Origin of the sequence: Methylomonas albis, from assembly GCF_014850955.1 — a bacterium.
GTDB classification, from domain to species: domain Bacteria; phylum Pseudomonadota; class Gammaproteobacteria; order Methylococcales; family Methylomonadaceae; genus Methylomonas; species Methylomonas albis.
On the sequence record NZ_JACXSS010000001.1, the window covers coordinates 4,396,467 to 4,415,132 of the forward strand.

An 18,666-nucleotide genomic window follows, 5' to 3' on the forward strand; every position below is an offset into this window, starting at 1 on the left:
CACGGTTGTTGCTAAGCAACATTTTGTCTTTCGCTTTTTATTTCAATTAGTTACGATTGGTCTATTATTGATACTCCGCTAAAGCTTGGCATTTGGCTCACTTGTGGATTAACAATTGCTTACCCGCCATTAACGGCGTTCTTATGCAGACCGGCAAGTGGCTTTAGCCAGCGCGCATATCAAAATGCCGCTCAAGCCGATACGACTAACCGTGTACGGTGTATGCCAGCTATAGCATTAAAAATTATAACAATAGCAAGCGAGAGGCAGGAATCATGATCAAACCCGGAAGCACGCGGCGCGGAGCCAAATCCAAACAACTGAATCGTTTATTGACGATTCCGGTATCCCATATCAGCGAATTAGTGCGCTGGATGCTCGACTACGGCGGGGTGCCGTATCGAGAAGAAGGCAATGTGCCGATGCTGCATTTGCTGCCGTTTGCACTGGCCGGCGCTAGCGCCAAAGCCATGCCGGTACTGATCACCAGCGAAGCGACCTTATGTACGATGCGCGAATCACTGCAATACATCGACGCCCGTTTGCCCGCTGAACTACGCCTGTACCCTAGCGATACCGCAGGACTGGCGGAAACAGAACGTTTACTGGTGTTGCTGGTGGATAAATTAGGCCTGGCAACCCGCAATTACGGCTATGCGATGTTGCTGACACACAAGGAAACCGTGCTGTCTTTCTGGCAACAGCGGGTGCCAGCCTGGCAAAAATGGTTAGCCGAACGGGCTTATCCGATATTGGCTAAAGCCATGGAAAAATCCCTACCTGCCGATCCCGGACAAATACAGCCATGCAAACAACAAATCGAAGCAGTCTTCGCCGAACTGGATGCTTTGTTGAACGACGGTAGAGCCTATTTACTGGGCAACCAACCCAGCATCGCCGATTATTGTCTGGCGGCTTTATCCGCGCCGGTACTATTGCCGGAACAATTTGGCGGCGTACAGCCGACCAAGGAGCAATTGCCCGCTTCCTATCAGGATTTTGTCGATCAGTTGCGGGTAAGTCCCACCGGCACTCTGGCCTTGAAAATGTACCGCGAGCATCGACCCGCGCCGGCACCTGTCCTAGATCATCACCCCACCTCCACTACCCCGCAAAATATCGTCAGTTATTACCTGGCGCGCGGCGTCGCGATGCTGACCGGTGCCATGGTGCAACGTTGGCTATTCGGATTGTTACGTAAACATAAACCGGTTTTGGTGCTGGGCAAACGCGCCTTAGTGACCCGTGACCGCGACGTGAGAGAAACGCTGGCCCGCGATACCGAGTTCACCATCGCCGAAATAAACGCGCCCAATATGCAGCGTCTAAACGGACCGTTTTTCTTAGGCATGGACCGCTCGGAAGCCTACAGCAAAGAACAAGGCGCGCTGCGCCGCGTAATCAAGCCCGGCGAAGACCAATTGATTCGCCGTATCGTCCGTCAGCATTGCGACGAGATGATCGAGGCTGCGTTGCCGGTGGGCCGAATCGACATGGTGTCGCAATTAACCCGACCGGTAGCGCGGCGTTTTATCCGCAATTACCTGGGGGTGCCGGGACCGGACGAAGTGACGATGATGCGCTGGATGCGATCACTGTTTCACGACCTGTTTTTAAATCTAAGCAACGACCGTAGCATTCAAATCACCGCCGAACAATCGTTCCGGGAAATGGGACCGTATTTGTTGAACCTGATCGCCGAGCGCCGGCAGCGCATCCAGCAAGGCGAGCAGTTCGAGGACTTCCTGTCGCGGCTTATCAAAATGGGCATGGACGGCGAGCATGATCTGGACGATGACGGCATCCGCCGTAATATCTCCGGCTTGATTGTCGGCGCGCTGGATACCACTTCGATGGCTACTACCTTGATTGTCGAGCAATTGCTGAGCAAACCCGATGTATTGCAACGCGCCAAACAGGCGGTCGATGACGAAGACAAGCTACTGCATCTGTGCTTCGACGTATTCCGTTTCAACACCATGGCGGCGGCCATGCGCCGACATTGCAAGAATGGTGCGGAGATTGCCGGCGTGAAGATTGCGCCCGGCACGGAAGTCTTCGCATTTACCGCCTCGGCGATGTTCGACAACAGCGCTTGGCCGGAGCCGTTCAGCGTCCTCGACGATCGCGTGCTGGATCGCTATATGCACTTTGGCGACGGCATGCACCGCTGCTTTGGCGAATACATCAATCGCATCCAAATTCCCACTTTAGTTGGCGGCTTGCTGCGCTTGAACAATTTAAAAGCAGCCAGCGGCATCTTGTACGACGGACCGTTTCCCGATCAATTTGTCCTGAGTTTTGATCGCTAACTTCTTCACCAGCACGATAATAATTTCAAGAGGACGTGTGTATGCAACAAACCCCCATGACCGTTATCACGGAAATATTGCCGGACCAGCTACAAAAGCTGGAAGCGTATCTGACGCCGATAGGCACGGATATCAAAAACAATCCGGTGATTAAATTTTCCAATTATCAACAGCTGCACTATTGCACCTTTTTCGTCATCCCCGGCAAACATCCGTCCGAGGTCGATACCGGTGAGCCAGCCCTGTTGGCGTTTGAGGCCAATATCGACGGTGAGGTGAAGCAATTTATCAACGATTTGCTTGCTGGCAATCCGGACTTTGTGAATGCCGTTTACAGCTGCTGCAAGGATTATCCGGGCAATAACGCTAGCCAACTGGCTGAGTATTTATTAAAGAACGACCATGGCGCCAACGCCTTTTACGTCGCTCATCCCGGCCAAACGCGCAATACGATTTACGAGCAACAGCAAATCCGCCAGCGCATCGAAGACTATATCGACGCCAATCGCCCGGCATTGGCCGCCAAACAACCTGCCGAGATTCATGCCGACATCGTCAAACATTTGGGCGCCGTTAACAAACCCACGCCGCAGCCGTTTTTGAACAGCATGGGGCAAATGATCTTCAATGGCTTATTAGCCGTATTGGGGATTTTGCTGGTGGGCGGCTTTTTCGGCATGTTCGGACCGTTGGTGGAATTTTTGGCGGTATTGATGCTGATAGTTGGCATCGCGTTTGCGGTGGTGTTACGCTGGAACGAGATGCGCGACAAACAGGACGACAAAGCCTGGGTGGTTTCCAAGCAGATGGAGGACATCCAGCGCGTCGAAGACCGGCAATTGCAAAACCATCTGACCAGTGTCATCGACATCAAACCCGGCTGGTTTAGATTGACCACCTTGCGCGTCGTGTTGGCCGGCATCAATCTGGTCGCCAAACTGGTCGCCACCAAAGGCGATCTGAGCGGCATCGTCACCATCCATTTTGCCCGCTGGGTAATTCTGCCTGGCAACAAGCGCTTATTATTCATGAGCAATTACGATGGTAGTTGGGAAAACTACCTGGGCGAATTTATCGACCACGCCAGCGTCGGCTTGACCGCCGTGTGGAGCAACACCCAATTGGGCAAGGACCGGGGCTTTCCGGATACCCAATGGCTTGCCTTGCGCGGCGGCTCCCGCGACGAACAACGCTTCAAAAATTTCGCCAGAAACAGCCAGCTTGCCGAGCTGGTTTGGTACAGCGCCTACATTGATTTGTCTGTGAAAAATGTCGCCAATAACCGGGCAATACACGAAGGCTTGTTTTCCACGACCAATCTGGCTGCTTGGCTGAGATGCTTATAAAAGGACTCCAACAATGACCACCATCGATAAATTAGACGACGTACAAGGCATCGTGTTTAGCGGCTATAACAAATACATGGCCTGCTGCAGTTATTATTTGTTAAAAATCGACGACGCAGCCAAAACCAAGCCCTGGCTGAAAAACCTGGTCGAACAAAATCAAATCAGCCACGGTGCGGATAAACCGACCGATGAAACTGAAAACCGTATCAACCTGGCGATCAGTTATTCCGGCCTCGAAAACCTGAACTTGGATAAGGACAGCCTGTACAGCTTCGAGCTGTCGTTTCGGGAAGGCATGCACTCCGAGCATCGTTCCGCGCTGCTGGGCGACCGCGGCAGCAACGATCCCAGCACATGGGACTGGGGCAGCGGTGCTAACTGCATAGATATGCTGTTTATTCTGTTTTCCAAAAACGAAACCATTCACAAGGCCAGCCAGAAATACCATGAAAAAGCCTTTAAAGGCGCAGGCTTGAGCATCGTGCAACACCTGGACGCCGGCGAGAAGAAACAAGACGCCAATGGCTTTACTTTGGAGCATTTCGGTTTTGCGGACGGCATTTCCGATCCGATAGTTGACGGATTCCCGACGACCAGCGGCACCGGCGAAATCGCTACCGGCGAGTTTTTGCTGGGCTATCCGAATCAATACGACGGCAAACTCACCAAAATACCGCAATTGGGTTCTGCCGGCACAGCCTTTGGTAAAAACGGCACTTATCTGGTGTTGCGGCAATTGAAGCAAGACGTGGGTAAATTCTGGGCATTCATGGAAGAAGAAGCCGCGCGGCAAGGTATCACCGCCGACTATTTAGCCGCCAAATTCGTCGGCCGCTGGAAAAGCGGTGCGGTGGTGGAGCCCAACCAAGACAGCGATCCGAACAAGGTCGATAACAGCTTCAACTTTAGCAAAGACCCGCACGGCCAAGGCTGCCCCATGGGCTCGCACATCCGTCGCGCCAACCCACGGGCAGTAGGCTTGGGCGCTACCGAAGAGGAAGCGCTAAAAGTCGCCAACCGCCACCGCATCCTGCGCCGCGGCCGCAGCTACGGCAACTTCCTGGAAAACCCGGCAAAAGACGACGGGCAGGAGCGCGGTTTGTTGTTTATCTGCTTAAACGCCAATATCGAACGCCAATTCGAGTTTGTGCAACATACCTGGATCAACGGCGTCAAATTCGCCGGTCTTTACGACGAAAACGATCCATTGATTGGCAGCGGTGTGCCCGAGAACCGCAATTTCACCATTCAGGATGAACCCTTGCGGCGCCGGGTTTGCGGGTTTCAGCAGTTCGTCACCACGAAAGGCGGGAGTTATTTCTTTTTGCCCAGCTTGAGTGCGCTGGGGTTATTGGGAAGCACTTGACTGGATATTGCAAACTAGGCACTTCCAGCGAGATAAGGTTGTCGGAATTGACATTTCTATCGTGGCAAATGTTTTAACGTCGGCTCGACAAATCGGCTGGATAGCCGATTTGCATTGACCTATCACGGCGAAAAACAAGGATGTTTTTCGTAAACCCAACTTTTAACCCAACCGTCGCACCAGCAATACCTCATTTACAAAAACTCCGCCTTACCAACTGCGCCCTACCCAAAGCCCGCGCCAAAATTAACGAAAATTTAATCACCAACACCGTATTCCCCTCACTTAAAGCTGATACGCTCAAAACTTTGCTTAAGCCTGAGAAAACTGGAATCACCATTTTCCCGGCAGGATAAACCACTAAGCAATGCCAACTGGCTTACGGAACGCCATTCCCCTAAATACGGATTTCTTTCAGGAAAAGTCATGCGATCAACTAAACACACGTCTTATTCCGTCGTTCCATTTTTAATCTTTGGCATTATTTTGCTGTCAGCGTTTTTCTTGAAGTATTTTGAACCCATGCTGCCAACGGTGCTGCAGAACTGGGCTGAGCATTTGTCAATTGCAATGATTGTGGCAGTAGTCATCGGCTTGACCTATGAATATACCTCGCACTTGTTTCGCGAAGAGATTTTGAAGAATTTGCTGCATGAGAGCCAGGAGCAGGTTTACCAGGCGCTCAAAGCTTACAGCGTTCTGACGCCTGTCGAAGTGTTCCGGTTATTGAAGGAGATAGCCTGCCAGATCAATCAGACGCCAACGCTAATGTATCCGGCCAGACCGGAAAGCAACGAGTACACCTTTACCGAAAGTATGGATTTTTTCGATACGTTGGTAAATATGCGGCCTAAAGAGATCATCAAAATTCTTCATACCTGGGTGGAACCGAAAAGCCATGCCAATCTAAAGTATCTGGCTAGCGATTTTGTCGGCAAGTATCAGCTGACGGACGTGGCCGATGAGTTGCGACGTCAGGCGGAACCCGTGTTGCAGATGGGTAACCTTACGGAAGAAGACCGAGCTTGGGTGTTAAATTATCTCTGGGCGTACTCACGTTGCGAAAAACCTATCTATAAAACTTTGGGCGAAGTGATGCGCACCACCTCTGATCATGATATTGAAAAGTGGATGCTTTTTTTGCCGGTACAAATGCCGTCGATCGAGCTGGCCGCCATGATCAATGATTATCTGGAGCGGGAAGCTCCCATCGCCGACGATAATTTGCTGCTGGTAACTCAGGCGGTTGCCGCTTTACATCGCGCACAAATGACGGATGGTGTGACCTTGTTAAAGAAATTTCCAAACCGTTTTGGCCCACATCATCAGGACGATGTCGAGCGCATTTGGCGAAATTACGCACTGGTACCTGAGGAGTTGAAGGGAATTTTTTTGCCCGCCTGATGCATACGCCGTTTGTTTTTGGGTGTGCGGATAGGCCAGATAGCCTGAGTAGGTATATGTTTCATGGAACCAACGTCAAAACCAGCCTCTGCAACAGCACCATTGCCATAACCCATACAAAAACAATACTTTGAATCGCTCTAAACAAAGCCCTGTGATATATTCCCAACACATTCACCTGCCCCTATGGGCAATATAGTCTCAGCAAAACACAGGGTATAGTGCAGGAAACCTTGAAGCAGTTCCGATAAAGCTAACACCCTCAGCCGCCCCGGAACTATTTCAAGGTTTACCAACATCCCGCGGGATGCAGTCAAGCGCAAATGCATGGAAACTCGGCCATATGGGCGATCAAGCACTTGCAATGTATACGGTAGCTGGAAGCTTGGAGGATTGGCGGTTTAATCCTTTTCCGACCGGGTTTAGAAGAGCCTAGTCTCAGCAATAAAGATCGAGAACTTTATGAACTTAAAACTCCAAGCACTACTTGCCGTGTGTTTAGGCATCGCCGCCCCAAGCGGCAACGCCCAGGATGTGTCCTTGCCGGTTAATCTCGAGCAAATGCGCAAGACCGCTTCCGATTTCGAACATGGCCGTACCGTCAAACAAGATTATCGCCAAGCCTTCGATATGTACTGCAAGGCCGCATTACAAGGCGATGCAGAATCCGCTTACAGCATGGGCTTCATGTATTTCAACGGCCGCGGTGTAGCCCGCAGCATTCCGCTAGCCAGCCATTGGTTTAAACAGGCAGCAGAGCATGGCGATAAGCATGCGCAGCAAATGTTGACCCGTTTTGGCGATGTAGCCCCTAGTGATGACGCTGCCTGCCAACCGCCGGCAGCAGAACCCGAGGTTAAACTAGTTGCTGATCCCAACCCTAACCGCCAGCTGGTCGAAGCCTGGGTAAAAGAGATTGCGCCGATTTACAGCATCGATCCGCAACTGATCATGGCGGTGATTCAAGCCGAATCGGCTTTCAACCCCAGCGCGCTATCCGGCAAAAATGCCCAAGGCCTGATGCAGTTGATCCCGGAAACCGCCGAACGCTTTGGGGTTAAAGACAGCTGGAATCCGATTCAAAACATCAAAGGCGGCACCGCTTATTTGCATTGGCTACTACGACATTTCGAAGGTAAAGTCGATTTGGTGCTGGCCGCCTATAACGCCGGCGAAGGTGCGGTAGAGCGTTATCAAGGCATCCCGCCCTATCAGGAAACCCGCAACTATGTGAAGCAAATACTGGCTGCCTATCAAAAACCGACCCACCCGGTACCGCCGCAAGAACTGCAAAAAAATCTGGTTATCGAACAAAAAACTTAGTTTGTCGCCATCGCTCTACTCCTAAGCTACCCAGGCTTAGGAATACGGTATTTCGTAATATTGACGAAATACCGTCTGCACTTAGTCCCAGCATCTCGCATTACCCCGCTCCACTCCAGCCCTGCCTTAGACCGCAAATCTTTTACACAACAATCAGTTATCTAGCAATTTCCTCTAGGCCAGCATACCTGGCATAAGAATTGACCCTAGTAAGCCAACAATCCTCGCTTAACGAGAGTTCCGGCCACTCAATTCATACAGGTTTTTGCCATGAAAGTTGATAATTCGATCTTATCCATTGCCATGTTAACCACCATCGGTTCCGCCGCCGTTGCGCTAGCCGTTCTGATGGAGGCACTGTGATGCATAAGCAAAGCCTTATCTCATCCGTCGTCGTCCAACGCTGGCTCAGTCAAACTCCGGAATGCGATAACGCCAGAGAATGCTGCCAATTGAACCAAACCCGCGCGGATATTGCCGCATTGGAACGCGCCCTGGCAATTAGCCAACAGCAATTGGCCGACGCTCACCGGCAAATCGAGTCGCTAACCCATGCGCGCAAAGCCCTGGAACAACAGCTACTGGAGAGTAACGAAAACTACAGACACGCACTGCACTGCGCTCATCACGACGAACTGACCGGCCTCCCCAATCGAATTTTATTGCTGGATAGACTGCAACAGGCCATGGCTCAAGCGGATCGCCAGCAACGACCGGTCGCGCTATTGTTTGTCGATCTGGATGAATTCAAAAACATCAACGACGAACTTGGACACGCAGCCGGCGACCAATTGCTGCAAGAAGTAGCGGGACGCTTATCGACATGTCTTCGCTATGGTGACACCGCATGTCGTTACGGCGGCGACGAATTTTTAGTGTTGCTGGGCGAAGTCGATGCTGATCGTAGCGTCGCAGCAGTGATAGAAAAGATCCAATCCCACTTGGCTGAAGCGTGCTTGCTCAATGGCCAATCGGTTTCGATCACCGCCAGTATTGGCGCGGCCATCTATCACCAAGACGGTCAAACGGGCATCGACTTACTCAAGCGAGCGGATAGTGCCATGTACCGGGCAAAAAAACTGAAACTCTCCCAAGCTATCAGCTAAATACCGAAAACCGGATTAGCGGCGGCTGCTATGCGAGCTTTTGTAACGGCCGACACTATCCAAAATTTCTTGCCGAGCATCTTCAACGCCGCCCCAACCCTCCACACTGACCCATTTGCCTTCTTCCAGATCTTTGTAATGTTGGAAAAAATGGGTGATCTTGGCCAGCTTGTCCGGCTGCAAGTTTTTGTAATCGGTGACGTGGTTGTAAAACGGCGTCAATCTAGCAACCGGCACTGCCAATAATTTAGGGTCAGGGCCAGCCTCGTCTATCATCTTTAACACGCCTACCGGTCGGCAATTGATCACGCACCCGCTTAGCAAAGGGGCGGGAGTGATGATCATCACATCCACCGGATCGCCGTCTTCGGACAAGGTTTGCGGGATGTAACCGTAATTGCAGGGATATTGCATCGCAGTCCCCATAAATCTATCTACCGTCAAAGCCCCGGTGTGTTTATCCACCTCGTACTTGACCGGATCGCTGAACGCGGGAATCTCAACTACCACATTTATTTCGAACGGAATATTTTCGCCGGCGGCGACTTGCATGAATGACATCAAATCCTCTTTGAGTAAGCGGGAAACGCTGTCATTATAGCCGCCGTTATTGAGCTATCGGGGTTAAATCAAGTGTTAGGCAGTCTGCAGAAAATGACCAGCGCGTTGGCCGCGCCAGTGCAATACCGTTTGCCGGTCGGCGCACAGGAAATCGAACTAAACCCTCTCTTGGGCAAAAAACTCACGCTGCGCTACAGCGGCCAAATCTTTTGCCTGCATTGCGCTAAAAAAACTAACAAAAGCTTTAATCAAGGCTACTGCTACCCCTGCTTCATCAAACTAGCGCAATGCGATATGTGCATCATGAAGCCGGAAACCTGCCACTACGCCGCCGGCACTTGCCGCGAACCGAGTTGGGGTGAGGAATTTTGCTTTCAACCGCATATCCTTTACCTGGCCAATTCTTCCGGCATCAAAGTGGGCATCACCCGCCAATCGCAAACCCCAACCCGCTGGATCGATCAAGGCGCGGTGCAGGCCTTACCCATTTTTAAAGTCGCTTCCCGCCATCTGTCGGGTTTGATCGAAGTCACCTTGGCCAAGCACGTCAGCGATAAAACCAGCTGGCAGCAAATGCTGAAAAACAACACCGTGCCCTTGGATTTGCCGGCTATCCGCGACGACTTGCTCACCGAATGCGCCGAGCAATTGCAAACCATCAACGCGCAATTTCCAGACAGCCCCCCGCAGCTGCTCAGCGATGCCCAACCGCTAACCCTGGACTATCCGGTATTGCAATACCCCTGCAAAGTGAAATCGTTTAATTTCGATAAAGAACCCTTAGTGTCCGGCATCTTAGTAGGCATCAAAGGCCAGTATTTGATCTTCGACAACGGCGTAATCAATATCCGCAAATACTCGGGGTACGAAGTGGAAGTGGTGGTTTGACTGGGCTAAACTGTGCTTGTTTTGGGCTTTCAATAATTTGTGGTAGTCAGCACCTAACATGTGTTTCGCCAACGTAAGGCCAGATAACCCGATTTGAAGTTTTCGGCCATAACGTTTTTATCAATACACAACTTTGCCTACAGGGAAAAAACATCATGAGGAAATTATCAATTTTTGTATTTCTTATTTCTTTATTTAGTTTTAGTAGCATTTGTTCAGGAAGTACTTTTTCTTATTCTTTTTTCAAAAACGCACCATCTATCTACGCGACAAACAATGATATAGAAAACTTAAATCCACCATTTGCTGAAGTATCAATAACCGACGTATCTAATAACTCTATTAATATAGATATCTATCTGCCGGACCCAACTGGAATGTTTGAGCAGTTGAATTTCGAGTTTTTGCCTGAAATTGCTTATATAAAAAGACAAGATTTTTCAAACCCAACATAGGCTAATTTTTTCTTATCTAGAGTAAGTTATTTCACTTCTGAAGATCCCTCGTCAACTTGGTATCTTGGCGTTACGCCATATTCTGGTGTTGCATATAACATCAACCCTTGGAGTGCAGGCAGCATTATTTTTGGAGTGCAATATGCCTACGCACAATCCGTGCGTCCGTCGTTTATGCAAATAGCTTTGCGGAATTTGCCCGACACAGTATCGGCCCAGGATTTAATTCCAATTTACTTGACTGCAAAGGATGTGTTCTGGGGAAGACTAGGAAATGGCCAGGGTCTTTTATTAGCATCGCCTGTTCCGATTCCATCAACACTGTTTTTCTTTATTTCCGGCATAGCCGGTTTTCTTGCACTAAGAAAAAATTACCGGTAACTCAATTAAGCCATTTTTATGCGCTATTTGCAGCCCACGTGGCTCCGATTAGCGATAGTGTAATCGGAGGAATGTTGACTTCGAAAAGTGCGATTACGCATGCTAATCGCACCTACATTTTGTAGTGACAGCTTATTCGCCCATTTCTTGTGCCGGGGATTTGTAAATTAAGCCACATTCGGCTGTTTGGGATCGATAGCACGCTCCGTTCAACTCGCGCTAGCAGAGAGACAAGCTTAAAGGTGCCGCCTTCCCGGATAATTTTCTCAAGCCAGCGATTGAAAGCACGAACGTTCGGCTTTTTTGAGCCCATTGCTCGCCAAGGCCTTAAGGCGCAATAACCAACGGGCATTGCGCCGAATGTAAACCGATTCCATACGGCGCAATACGGCTTCGCCAATTGTCGCCCTACCGACTACACCTTACGGCCTTGGGCAAGCTCAAACCAAAACTCAAGAAAGCTCGTGGCCGATGCAAGCGGCAGCTAGCCCAATATGATGCCATCCTGGCCGCTATAGACGACGTTTACGCCGCCGCGCTGGACCGTGATCGGGTCGTCGACCCCACACAATTAGCCAGATTCACCATCTGCGTATCTCCGTCAAAAAACTGCGCTACATGCTGGCTTCGGTGCATGTCATGATTACCGGCTTGCCCGATAATCATCTGAAACGCCTCCAGACTTATTAGACCCGGATGGGCGATATTCAAAACTCGACGGTGTTGCTTGCGGCGTTGGCGTTATTTTTCGCCGCCGACATGCCGCCGACCATCCGCCAGCATTTTCTGCAACAGCAGCAGGATCTGATAGGGGCGTTCATGCGGTATAGGGAGGATATTTTTGGTTTTTGGCGGCAGGGAGCTGGGGAGAGGCTGCCGTGGGAAACGGAGATTTCAAACTAGGGCGGCGAACACTCAAGCCACCTATCCATTATGATTTCAAGGAAATTCCAGCGCTTAAGTTGACTTCAACACTTGATGTTAGTATCGTCAAAATCTTTGAATAAGCGAGGCAATCGACATGGATTCATTTACCGAAGCCTACGGCAAAGCCAGATCAGTCGTCCAAAGTCAGAAATTTGAAGCTGAATGGACCAAGTTTTTGAGCACTGAGGTCAAATTAAACAGCCTACTCGCTGCCGATGGTCCTGACCCGCTTTTCGCTTCCGGCCTAGATAAACTGCGCGCAAAAATTCTCAAGGAAGCGGAAGGCAAGCGCGGGGAAGCAATCCTAGCCGCGTGCAAAACCAGTCCCGCAACGGGTTCTAGCGACGAACGCGCCTCCACCCTCAAGCTCTTATGGCATCTCTATCGCAGCAGCAAACGCGGCGGACAGGATGTGTGGATTTATTCGCCTCCAAAGGACTTCGCGACTTGGATTTACGCCGAAATCGCGGGCGCCGAAGCCAGCTACAAAGATAAGCTCGAAAAGACCACGGAAGTTTATTCAGAGGCCGAACGCGAGGTTATGTGCGATGCCTTAGGCCACGCGTTGGCTGCCACGCAAAAAGCCTGCGTCAAACTATCGGCACCTGACGCGACAACCACTGCCACCGTTAAAAGCTGGTTTGCCGAAGAGAACACCACCGACGATCAAATTAAGCAAGCAATTAAAACGCTGCTTGAAGGCTACAAAAAACTTTCCGATGTGCTCAACTCAACGACCCTGGTGTTCTCGGACGAACCGCTTGACCGAAATGCGGGAGGCTGGAAAGATTGGGCGTTTGTAAGGCCCACCGAAAAGATGAATGTAGTGTACATCCAGGGGGCTTTTCTCAAGGCCGCTGGCAGCACGGGCCGACTGTGGATTTGTGTAGAAACCATCATCCACGAAGTGTCGCATCGAGTGCTAGGTACAACCGATCACCAGTACGACTACAAGGGACTCAAACCCTCCAAGACGGGCCTGACATTTGATAAGGCCTTACAAAATGCAGACACTTGGGGATATTTCTGTGTCGATCTGGTCGGCATGCTCTCGGATAGCGATCGCACCAAAACACTCAAGGTTGCCTAAAACAGGAAATAAGCACATGAAAAAACGTTCAGCACCTGAAGAAGTCGAACCCGTTTGCCTTGGCAACACCCGCTACGAAGCTCCATTGTGGGGTAAGAACCGTGGTCTGGGGCAAAACGGCGGCCATATCGTCGCGATCGACCAATCGACGGGCCAAGAGTTGTGGGTTGTCTGCCTGTATGAAATACGCTATGACCCCAACATGGAAGAAGACAAGCAAGACATCTTCCTCACCTCCTTGACGGTTGACGCGGCTGGCAGCCGGTTGTTGGCAGAAGACGAGCGTGGCCGCCAGTTTGCGCTGGACCTCTTCTCGCGTCAGGTCACCACCCTGTGACTGCCGTCCCTCGCTGCGGCAGCCTGCTGCTGACCATCGCCTGCCTTGGCGCCTGCGCGGTGCCACCTGCCACCTCCGCTATTGGTGTGGAAACATCCAAAGCGCCAGCAAAAAACTTATCCAAAAAGCGCGTTGAACCCGAACCCGTAGAACCCGTCGTCATCGGAACCGTGCGTTACGAGGCTTTGCCCTCGGGCAAGGCACGCGGTCTGAGCCAAGACGGCGGCGTCATCGTAGCCATAGACCAAGCCAGCGGAGCCGAACTATGGCTGCTCAAGATCTATGAAATAAAGCCTGACTCGTCAATAGAGGCCGACAAACAGGAAATCTTCATCGCACGATTAACGGCAGCACCCGACGGCCAAAGCCTGCTGGTCGAAACCGAGCGTGGCCGACACTACCGCGTCAACCTGCAGACCCGCGCCGTAGCGATTGAGCCGGAACGGAATTCGTCGCAATAGTTCGGTAGGCACGGCTTTTTTTGTGTCCACGCGAAAAAATCGTTCATCCAGGCTTTGCGACTTCTAACAATGTGTCGCTATCGCGACGGATTTTAATGCCGGTTCCCGCACCGGCGGGCGGCCTTCTTTCTTTTGCGTCGCCAAAAGAAAGAAGGCAAAGAAAAGGCGACCCGGACGCCGCGTTGATCCTCCGCGCCTCGCTTTTGACCGGAGTTGCCGAAAGGCTTCCAGCCCCTTCGGCAACGCGATGCGTCCCTGCATCGCCCCTGCGGGCTGTTCCGTTCAAAAGCTCCGGTGCTCGGCGCGGCATACGGAACAAAACCGTCCCGAGAGTTAAGAGCATATTGCCTGAAGAATGGCAATCAGGGATGATAAGCAAAACTCTATATTCATCTATTGACTCGGTAGAGGGAACATAATGCAGCCGAAAGTATTCATTTCATATAGTTGGCGCCCGCGTAGCTCCGATTCGCGATAGCGTAACCGGAGGGATGTTGACTTCGAAACGTGCGATTACGCACGCCAATCACACCTACATTTTGTAGTGACAGCTTATTCGCCCATTTGTTGTGTTTGTAAATTAAGCCACATTCGGCTGCTTGGACTCGATAGCACAAAATTCGCCCCCCAAAAGCGCCTGCTTTCTAAGATTTACCTGGGCATAAAAACAGGCAAAATTCAGCCATCGGCCGAATAGTCGCAACTTTACTGGCCTTACTGCCTAGTCCAGCCCCTGCTCAATGACCTGTACCCGCTGCGTAATCCCGCACAGCAAGGTGTAGGGAATGGTTTCCGCGTAACGGGCAATTTCTTCCACCGGCAAGCCTTCGCCCCACAAGGTCACGGGGTCGCCGGGTTGCGCATCCGGTTGTTGGTTGAGATCGACGGTGATCATGTCCATGGATACCCGACCGATTAAGGGCTCCCGTTGGCCGTTTACCAACACCGGCGCGCCGCTCTTGGTGTGGCGGTGGTAGCCGTCGCCGTAGCCGATGGAAATCACGCCCAGCCGAGTCGCGGTTTTGCATTGCCAGGTGCCGCTGTAGCCGACAGTTTCGCCGGCGGCGACATCCTTAACCGCGATCAGCCGTGAATGCAAACTCATCACCGGCTGCAAACCAAAGTCCGCGCCGGTCTTGCCGGCAAACGGCGAACAACCATAGAGCATCAGCCCCGGCCTAACCCAATCGCTAGCGCGATCTTGAGCGGAACCGAAGCGAACATTCGGCCAGCCGATAATCCCGGCCGAGTTGGCGATGCTGCGCTGGCCGGGGTAGTCTTTTACCGCATCGTTGAACAAATCGATTTGCCGACGGGTTTTGTCGTCCAGCAAGTCGTCTGCGTTGGCAAAATGGGTGATTAGATTGATCGGTTGCTCGACCCGCGCGCAGCCCAGCAATTGCTGGTAAGCGGCGTTGAAATCGGCACCCTTAAAACCCAAACGGTTCATGCCTGTGTCCATTTTCAACCAAACGGCAAGTTTGCCGTCGGCGTCGGCTTGCTGTTGCAAAATAGCGATTTGCTGCGGGGTGTGGATCACCGCTGCCAATTGATACTTCAATAGCTGCAACAATTCATCGACGCAAACAAAGCCCTGCAACACGGTGATGGCTTGTTTAAAGCCGGCTTGCCGGAGCCTGACGCCCTCGTCTACTCGCGCCACCGCAAAACCGTCGGCTAAATCCAACGCGGTGGCTACTCGCGCCATGCCATGGCCGTAGCCGTTGGCCTTGATCACCGCCATGATTTTGTTGTCTGGCGCGTAACGCTTCACTTGCGCCAAGTTGTGGCGCACGGCGTCCAAATCCAGACGCACACAAGCCGCAGGGGTCATTCGTAATCCTCGGGGCCGTTATAGACACCGGCGAAATTCTCGAAGCGGGTGTATTGACCCAGAAAGGTCAGGCGCACCGTCCCCAAAGGACCATTCCGCTGCTTGCCGATAATCACCTCGGCGATACCTTTGTCCGGGCTATCTTCGTGATAGACCTCGTCGCGGTAAACAAAGATGATCAAATCGGCGTCCTGCTCGATCGCGCCGGACTCACGCAAGTCGGACATCACCGGGCGCTTGTTGGGGCGTTGCTCCAAGTTTCGATTTAACTGCGATAAGGCGATGACTGGGACATTCAGTTCTTTGGCGAGCGCCTTCAGGCCCCTGGAAATATCGGAAATCTGCTGCACCCGGTTATCCCCGCTGGCCGGCGATTGCATTAACTGCAAATAGTCCAGTACGATCAAACCCAATTGGCCGTGTTCGCGGGTCAAACGGCGGGCGCGCGAGCGGACCTCAGTCGGGGTCAGCGCTGGCGTGTCATCTATGAACAGTTTGGTCTCGGCGAGCAAATTAATTGCCGAGGTCAAACGCGGCCAATCGTCGTCATCCAGTTTGCCGGTACGCACTTTATGCTGATCGATGCGGCCCAGCGAAGACATCATCCGCATCGCCAAGGATTCGCCTGGCATCTCCATACTGAACACTGCCACCGGCATGCCCGTTTTTAACGCCACGTTTTCGGCCATATTCATCGCAATCGTGGTTTTGCCCATCGACGGCCGCCCGGCGACGATAATTAAATCGGCAGGCTGCAGACCCGAGGTTTTCTCATCCAGATCGGTGAAGCCAGTGCTGGCGCCGGTGATGTCGCCATCCAGCTCGTAAAGCGTCTCGATTTTGTCGACCGCTTTGGCCAACAAGGACTTGATGGAATGGAAACCGCCTTGGCCGCGCTGGCGTTGTTCGGCAATTTCGAATACCCGGCGCTCGGCATTTTCCAATAAATCCGCGGTCTCCCGGCCTTCCGTGGTAAATGCGGAATCGGAAATTTCAGTACCAACATGGATAAGTTGCCGCAATACCGAACGATCCCGAACGATGTTGGCATAGGCGACGATGTTCGCGGCGCTGGGCGTATCCCGCGCCAGCATACTTAAGTAAGCCAAGCCGCCGACATCCTGCAATTCACCGGTGGTTTCTAAAACTTCAGAAAGCGTCACCACATCAAACGGGTCTTGCTTCTCCGCCAACTGCGCGATAGAACGAAAAATCAAGCGATGGTCGCGACGGTAAAAGTCAGTCTCGATAACTTTGTCGGCCACTGAATCCCAGGTCTGGTTGTCCAGCATCAAACCACCCAGCACCGATTGCTCGGCCTGAATGGAATGCGGCGGCACTTTTAAGGATTCGACAGCTTGATCGGGGGTGAAATAGTAGTCTTCGGACATGGCGGAGAAGGGTTGTCAACAATAGCAGCGGATTATACCCGGCTATGCCCATAGCAGCAGCGCCGAGCTTCTTGCCGAATGCCGAGAAATTAAACAGATCAACCCTAAATGTCATCAAGCCACAGAATTAACTCACTAGTTATCGATTGCCTAATTACCTTATATTTCGTACCATAAATTTTGGCGTCTATCTTGGCTTTTATCGGCTTGTTGCCGACCATGGCGCTTCGCTCCATCCTCATTTCCTACAACAATTCTAACTATTCGCCTGCCCTACCCGGCTAACCGACAACGTAAACGGGTTGCGGCAAATTGTATTTCTTGACTCCCTAAAGGAGGTTTCTATGAACGGAATTAAACGCAAAACCCTATCTACCGCCGCATGCCTGCTGGCTTTGGTCGGCTTGTTCAAGTCTACAGCCCAAGCTGAAACCGGTAATGTGGTGTTATGGAACAAATTGGGCAGCAACATCGAAGTCGTCAATAGCGAAGTCGGCCCCAGTGGCAGCATTCAGGGCAACAACTATGCATACGAGCCGGCCAAATTCGGCAACGGCTACGTCCGAAAGGCCCTTTGGAATTGGGTTGAGTTTCCCGGCCAAATTATGACGAGCTTGGCGCAAAAAGGGACTATATCAATGTGGGTGGTCCCCAAAGTAACGCAACCTCAGCCCTACAATTACGGTATTTTCGGCTTGGTCGGCCACCCGTATTCAGGGCAACAAGATAGCTTTTTCCTAGCCTGGGGCGATGGGGTAACTGGCCAGGGCTTCTTCGGCGGCATCTCTTCTACCAATATCATGACGCCATTGGAACCTCGGCAATTTGTCGCACAAATTGGTGTAGCATTCCATGCCGCCATCGCCTGGAACGTGAACGGCATAGACGGTGGTAGCGATACATTAAGAGTTTATCGAGACGGACAATTGATAAGCGCGAGTTCCGCACAATGGAATCCAGCCACTATTCCCGCCTCGGGCTTTGTGTTGGGATCGGAAGCGGAATCTGACGGTAACTCCTATGACAAATACATCGTTGACAACGTCGTGGCTTACGACTACGCCAAAACCGACTTTTCCGACAGATTCATCGAAAATCCGGTGGATTGCGAAGTGGGTGGACTACCGGAACTATCAGCAGGTATCAGTAGTAAAACCGGGACCCAGAGCGGCCGCATCTGGACCATCACGCTAACCAACAACAGCCGGTGTCCGGCGGAAAATACCCAGATCGACGATTTGCGTTTGACGCAGCTAAGCGGCAGCACATGCACACCAACGACCACCAGTCCGGCCAGTTTCCCCTTGGGTGTGGGCAATATAGCGGCGGGAACTAAGGTAAGCGGCACAGCGACCATCAATTTTAACGGCTGCCCCAACACCGCCAGATTTAAAGCGACCGTTACGTTTAGTAGCAACAGCGGCGAAGTAACCGGATCGAAAACCCTAACCAATCAATTTCGCTAGCCCTTTCTAAGGAGA

17 protein-coding genes are annotated in these 18,666 nt (G+C 51.8%); 14 read left to right on the forward strand and 3 right to left on the reverse strand.

The features are described 5' to 3' along the window. Window positions 1–275 precede the first annotated feature (275 nt). The 7 genes from EBA_RS19685 (at window position 276) to EBA_RS19715 (ending at window position 8,860) form a co-directional block, all read left to right on the forward strand. Entirely contained in the window at window positions 276–2,312 is a 2,037-nt protein-coding gene (locus EBA_RS19685; protein WP_192376289.1) for a cytochrome P450, read from the forward strand. A 41-nt stretch (window positions 2,313–2,353) separates the two neighbouring features. Beyond that, window positions 2,354–3,658 (forward strand): hypothetical protein, encoded by a 1,305-nt coding sequence (locus EBA_RS19690; protein ID WP_192376290.1) that lies wholly within the window; start codon window positions 2,354–2,356, stop codon window positions 3,656–3,658. A gap of 13 nt (window positions 3,659–3,671) precedes the next feature. Next, the gene (locus EBA_RS19695; RefSeq protein WP_192376291.1) at window positions 3,672–5,027 is read left to right on the forward strand and encodes a Dyp-type peroxidase; all 1,356 of its coding nucleotides are present in this window, start codon (window positions 3,672–3,674) and stop codon (window positions 5,025–5,027) included. 140 nt (window positions 5,028–5,167) lie between these two features. Further along, window positions 5,168–5,383, forward strand: coding sequence for a hypothetical protein (locus EBA_RS19700; RefSeq protein WP_192376292.1), 216 nt, complete (start codon window positions 5,168–5,170; stop codon window positions 5,381–5,383). Window positions 5,384–5,453: 70 nt separating this feature from the next. After that, window positions 5,454–6,431, forward strand: coding sequence for an SPX domain-containing protein (locus tag EBA_RS19705; RefSeq protein ID WP_192376293.1), 978 nt, complete (start codon window positions 5,454–5,456; stop codon window positions 6,429–6,431). Between the two features lie 462 nt (window positions 6,432–6,893). Continuing rightward, entirely contained in the window at window positions 6,894–7,754 is an 861-nt protein-coding gene (locus EBA_RS19710) for a lytic transglycosylase domain-containing protein (RefSeq protein WP_225616376.1), read from the forward strand. Window positions 7,755–8,116: 362 nt separating this feature from the next. After that, window positions 8,117–8,860 (forward strand): GGDEF domain-containing protein, encoded by a 744-nt coding sequence (locus EBA_RS19715; protein ID WP_192376294.1) that lies wholly within the window; start codon window positions 8,117–8,119, stop codon window positions 8,858–8,860. A 15-nt stretch (window positions 8,861–8,875) separates the two neighbouring features. Here EBA_RS19715 and ppa read toward each other — a convergent pair whose 3' ends face one another. After that, complete coding sequence (gene ppa, locus EBA_RS19720) at window positions 8,876–9,421, reverse strand: inorganic diphosphatase (RefSeq protein ID WP_192376295.1); 546 nt, start codon at window positions 9,419–9,421, stop codon at window positions 8,876–8,878. 72 nt (window positions 9,422–9,493) lie between these two features. On the opposite strand from ppa, the gene EBA_RS19725 reads away from it, so the two are divergent. The 6 genes from EBA_RS19725 to EBA_RS19750 all read left to right on the forward strand — a co-directional run bounded on the left by EBA_RS19725 (window position 9,494) and on the right by EBA_RS19750 (window position 13,960). Further along, complete coding sequence (locus EBA_RS19725; RefSeq protein WP_192376296.1) at window positions 9,494–10,309, forward strand: DUF2797 domain-containing protein; 816 nt, start codon at window positions 9,494–9,496, stop codon at window positions 10,307–10,309. 155 nt (window positions 10,310–10,464) lie between these two features. Next, on the forward strand, window positions 10,465–10,764 hold the full coding sequence (locus tag EBA_RS19730; RefSeq protein ID WP_192376297.1) for a hypothetical protein: 300 nt from the start codon (window positions 10,465–10,467) through the stop codon (window positions 10,762–10,764). Window positions 10,765–11,841: 1,077 nt separating this feature from the next. Beyond that, complete coding sequence (locus EBA_RS19735; RefSeq protein WP_192376298.1) at window positions 11,842–12,048, forward strand: hypothetical protein; 207 nt, start codon at window positions 11,842–11,844, stop codon at window positions 12,046–12,048. Between the two features lie 118 nt (window positions 12,049–12,166). Then, entirely contained in the window at window positions 12,167–13,162 is a 996-nt protein-coding gene (locus EBA_RS19740) for a M35 family metallo-endopeptidase (RefSeq protein WP_192376299.1), read from the forward strand. Between the two features lie 16 nt (window positions 13,163–13,178). Continuing rightward, complete coding sequence (locus EBA_RS19745) at window positions 13,179–13,499, forward strand: hypothetical protein (RefSeq protein ID WP_192376300.1); 321 nt, start codon at window positions 13,179–13,181, stop codon at window positions 13,497–13,499. Beyond that, entirely contained in the window at window positions 13,496–13,960 is a 465-nt protein-coding gene (locus EBA_RS19750) for a hypothetical protein (protein WP_192376301.1), read from the forward strand. Before EBA_RS19745 ends, EBA_RS19750 begins: the two co-directional genes overlap by 4 nt. A 721-nt stretch (window positions 13,961–14,681) precedes the next feature. Here the strand turns inward: EBA_RS19750 and alr are convergent. Beyond that, window positions 14,682–15,794, reverse strand: a complete 1,113-nt coding sequence (gene alr, locus EBA_RS19755; RefSeq protein ID WP_192376302.1) for an alanine racemase — start codon at window positions 15,792–15,794, stop codon at window positions 14,682–14,684. Next, a complete protein-coding gene (gene dnaB, locus EBA_RS19760; RefSeq protein ID WP_192376303.1) occupies window positions 15,791–17,185 on the reverse strand; it encodes a replicative DNA helicase in 1,395 nt (464 codons plus the stop codon). The genes alr and dnaB overlap by 4 nt, the downstream gene beginning before the upstream one ends. Before the next feature lie 344 nt (window positions 17,186–17,529). Here dnaB and EBA_RS19765 point away from each other — a divergent pair, with 344 nt between their 5' ends. Further along, entirely contained in the window at window positions 17,530–18,651 is a 1,122-nt protein-coding gene (locus EBA_RS19765; RefSeq protein WP_192376304.1) for a LamG domain-containing protein, read from the forward strand. Window positions 18,652–18,666 lie beyond the last annotated feature (15 nt).

Bases quoted from the DNA above. Each gene is read 5' to 3' on its own strand.
- EBA_RS19765 (WP_192376304.1), top strand. From the start codon at position 17,530: ATGAACGGAATTAAACGCAAAACCCTATCTACCGCCGCATGCCTGCTG.
- EBA_RS19695 (WP_192376291.1), top strand. From the start codon at position 3,672: ATGACCACCATCGATAAATTAGACGACGTACAAGGCATCGTGTTTAGC.
- EBA_RS19740 (WP_192376299.1), top strand. From the start codon at position 12,167: ATGGATTCATTTACCGAAGCCTACGGCAAAGCCAGATCAGTCGTCCAA.
- EBA_RS19700 (WP_192376292.1), top strand. From the start codon at position 5,168: ATGTTTTTCGTAAACCCAACTTTTAACCCAACCGTCGCACCAGCAATA.
- EBA_RS19730 (WP_192376297.1), top strand. From the start codon at position 10,465: ATGAGGAAATTATCAATTTTTGTATTTCTTATTTCTTTATTTAGTTTT.
- EBA_RS19735 (WP_192376298.1), top strand. From the start codon at position 11,842: ATGGGCGATATTCAAAACTCGACGGTGTTGCTTGCGGCGTTGGCGTTA.
- EBA_RS19715 (WP_192376294.1), top strand. From the start codon at position 8,117: ATGCATAAGCAAAGCCTTATCTCATCCGTCGTCGTCCAACGCTGGCTC.
- EBA_RS19685 (WP_192376289.1), top strand. From the start codon at position 276: ATGATCAAACCCGGAAGCACGCGGCGCGGAGCCAAATCCAAACAACTG.
- EBA_RS19745 (WP_192376300.1), top strand. From the start codon at position 13,179: ATGAAAAAACGTTCAGCACCTGAAGAAGTCGAACCCGTTTGCCTTGGC.
- EBA_RS19690 (WP_192376290.1), top strand. From the start codon at position 2,354: ATGCAACAAACCCCCATGACCGTTATCACGGAAATATTGCCGGACCAG.
- ppa (WP_192376295.1), bottom strand. From the start codon at position 9,421: ATGTCATTCATGCAAGTCGCCGCCGGCGAAAATATTCCGTTCGAAATA.
- dnaB (WP_192376303.1), bottom strand. From the start codon at position 17,185: ATGTCCGAAGACTACTATTTCACCCCCGATCAAGCTGTCGAATCCTTA.
- EBA_RS19710 (WP_225616376.1), top strand. From the start codon at position 6,894: ATGAACTTAAAACTCCAAGCACTACTTGCCGTGTGTTTAGGCATCGCC.
- EBA_RS19705 (WP_192376293.1), top strand. From the start codon at position 5,454: ATGCGATCAACTAAACACACGTCTTATTCCGTCGTTCCATTTTTAATC.
- alr (WP_192376302.1), bottom strand. From the start codon at position 15,794: ATGACCCCTGCGGCTTGTGTGCGTCTGGATTTGGACGCCGTGCGCCAC.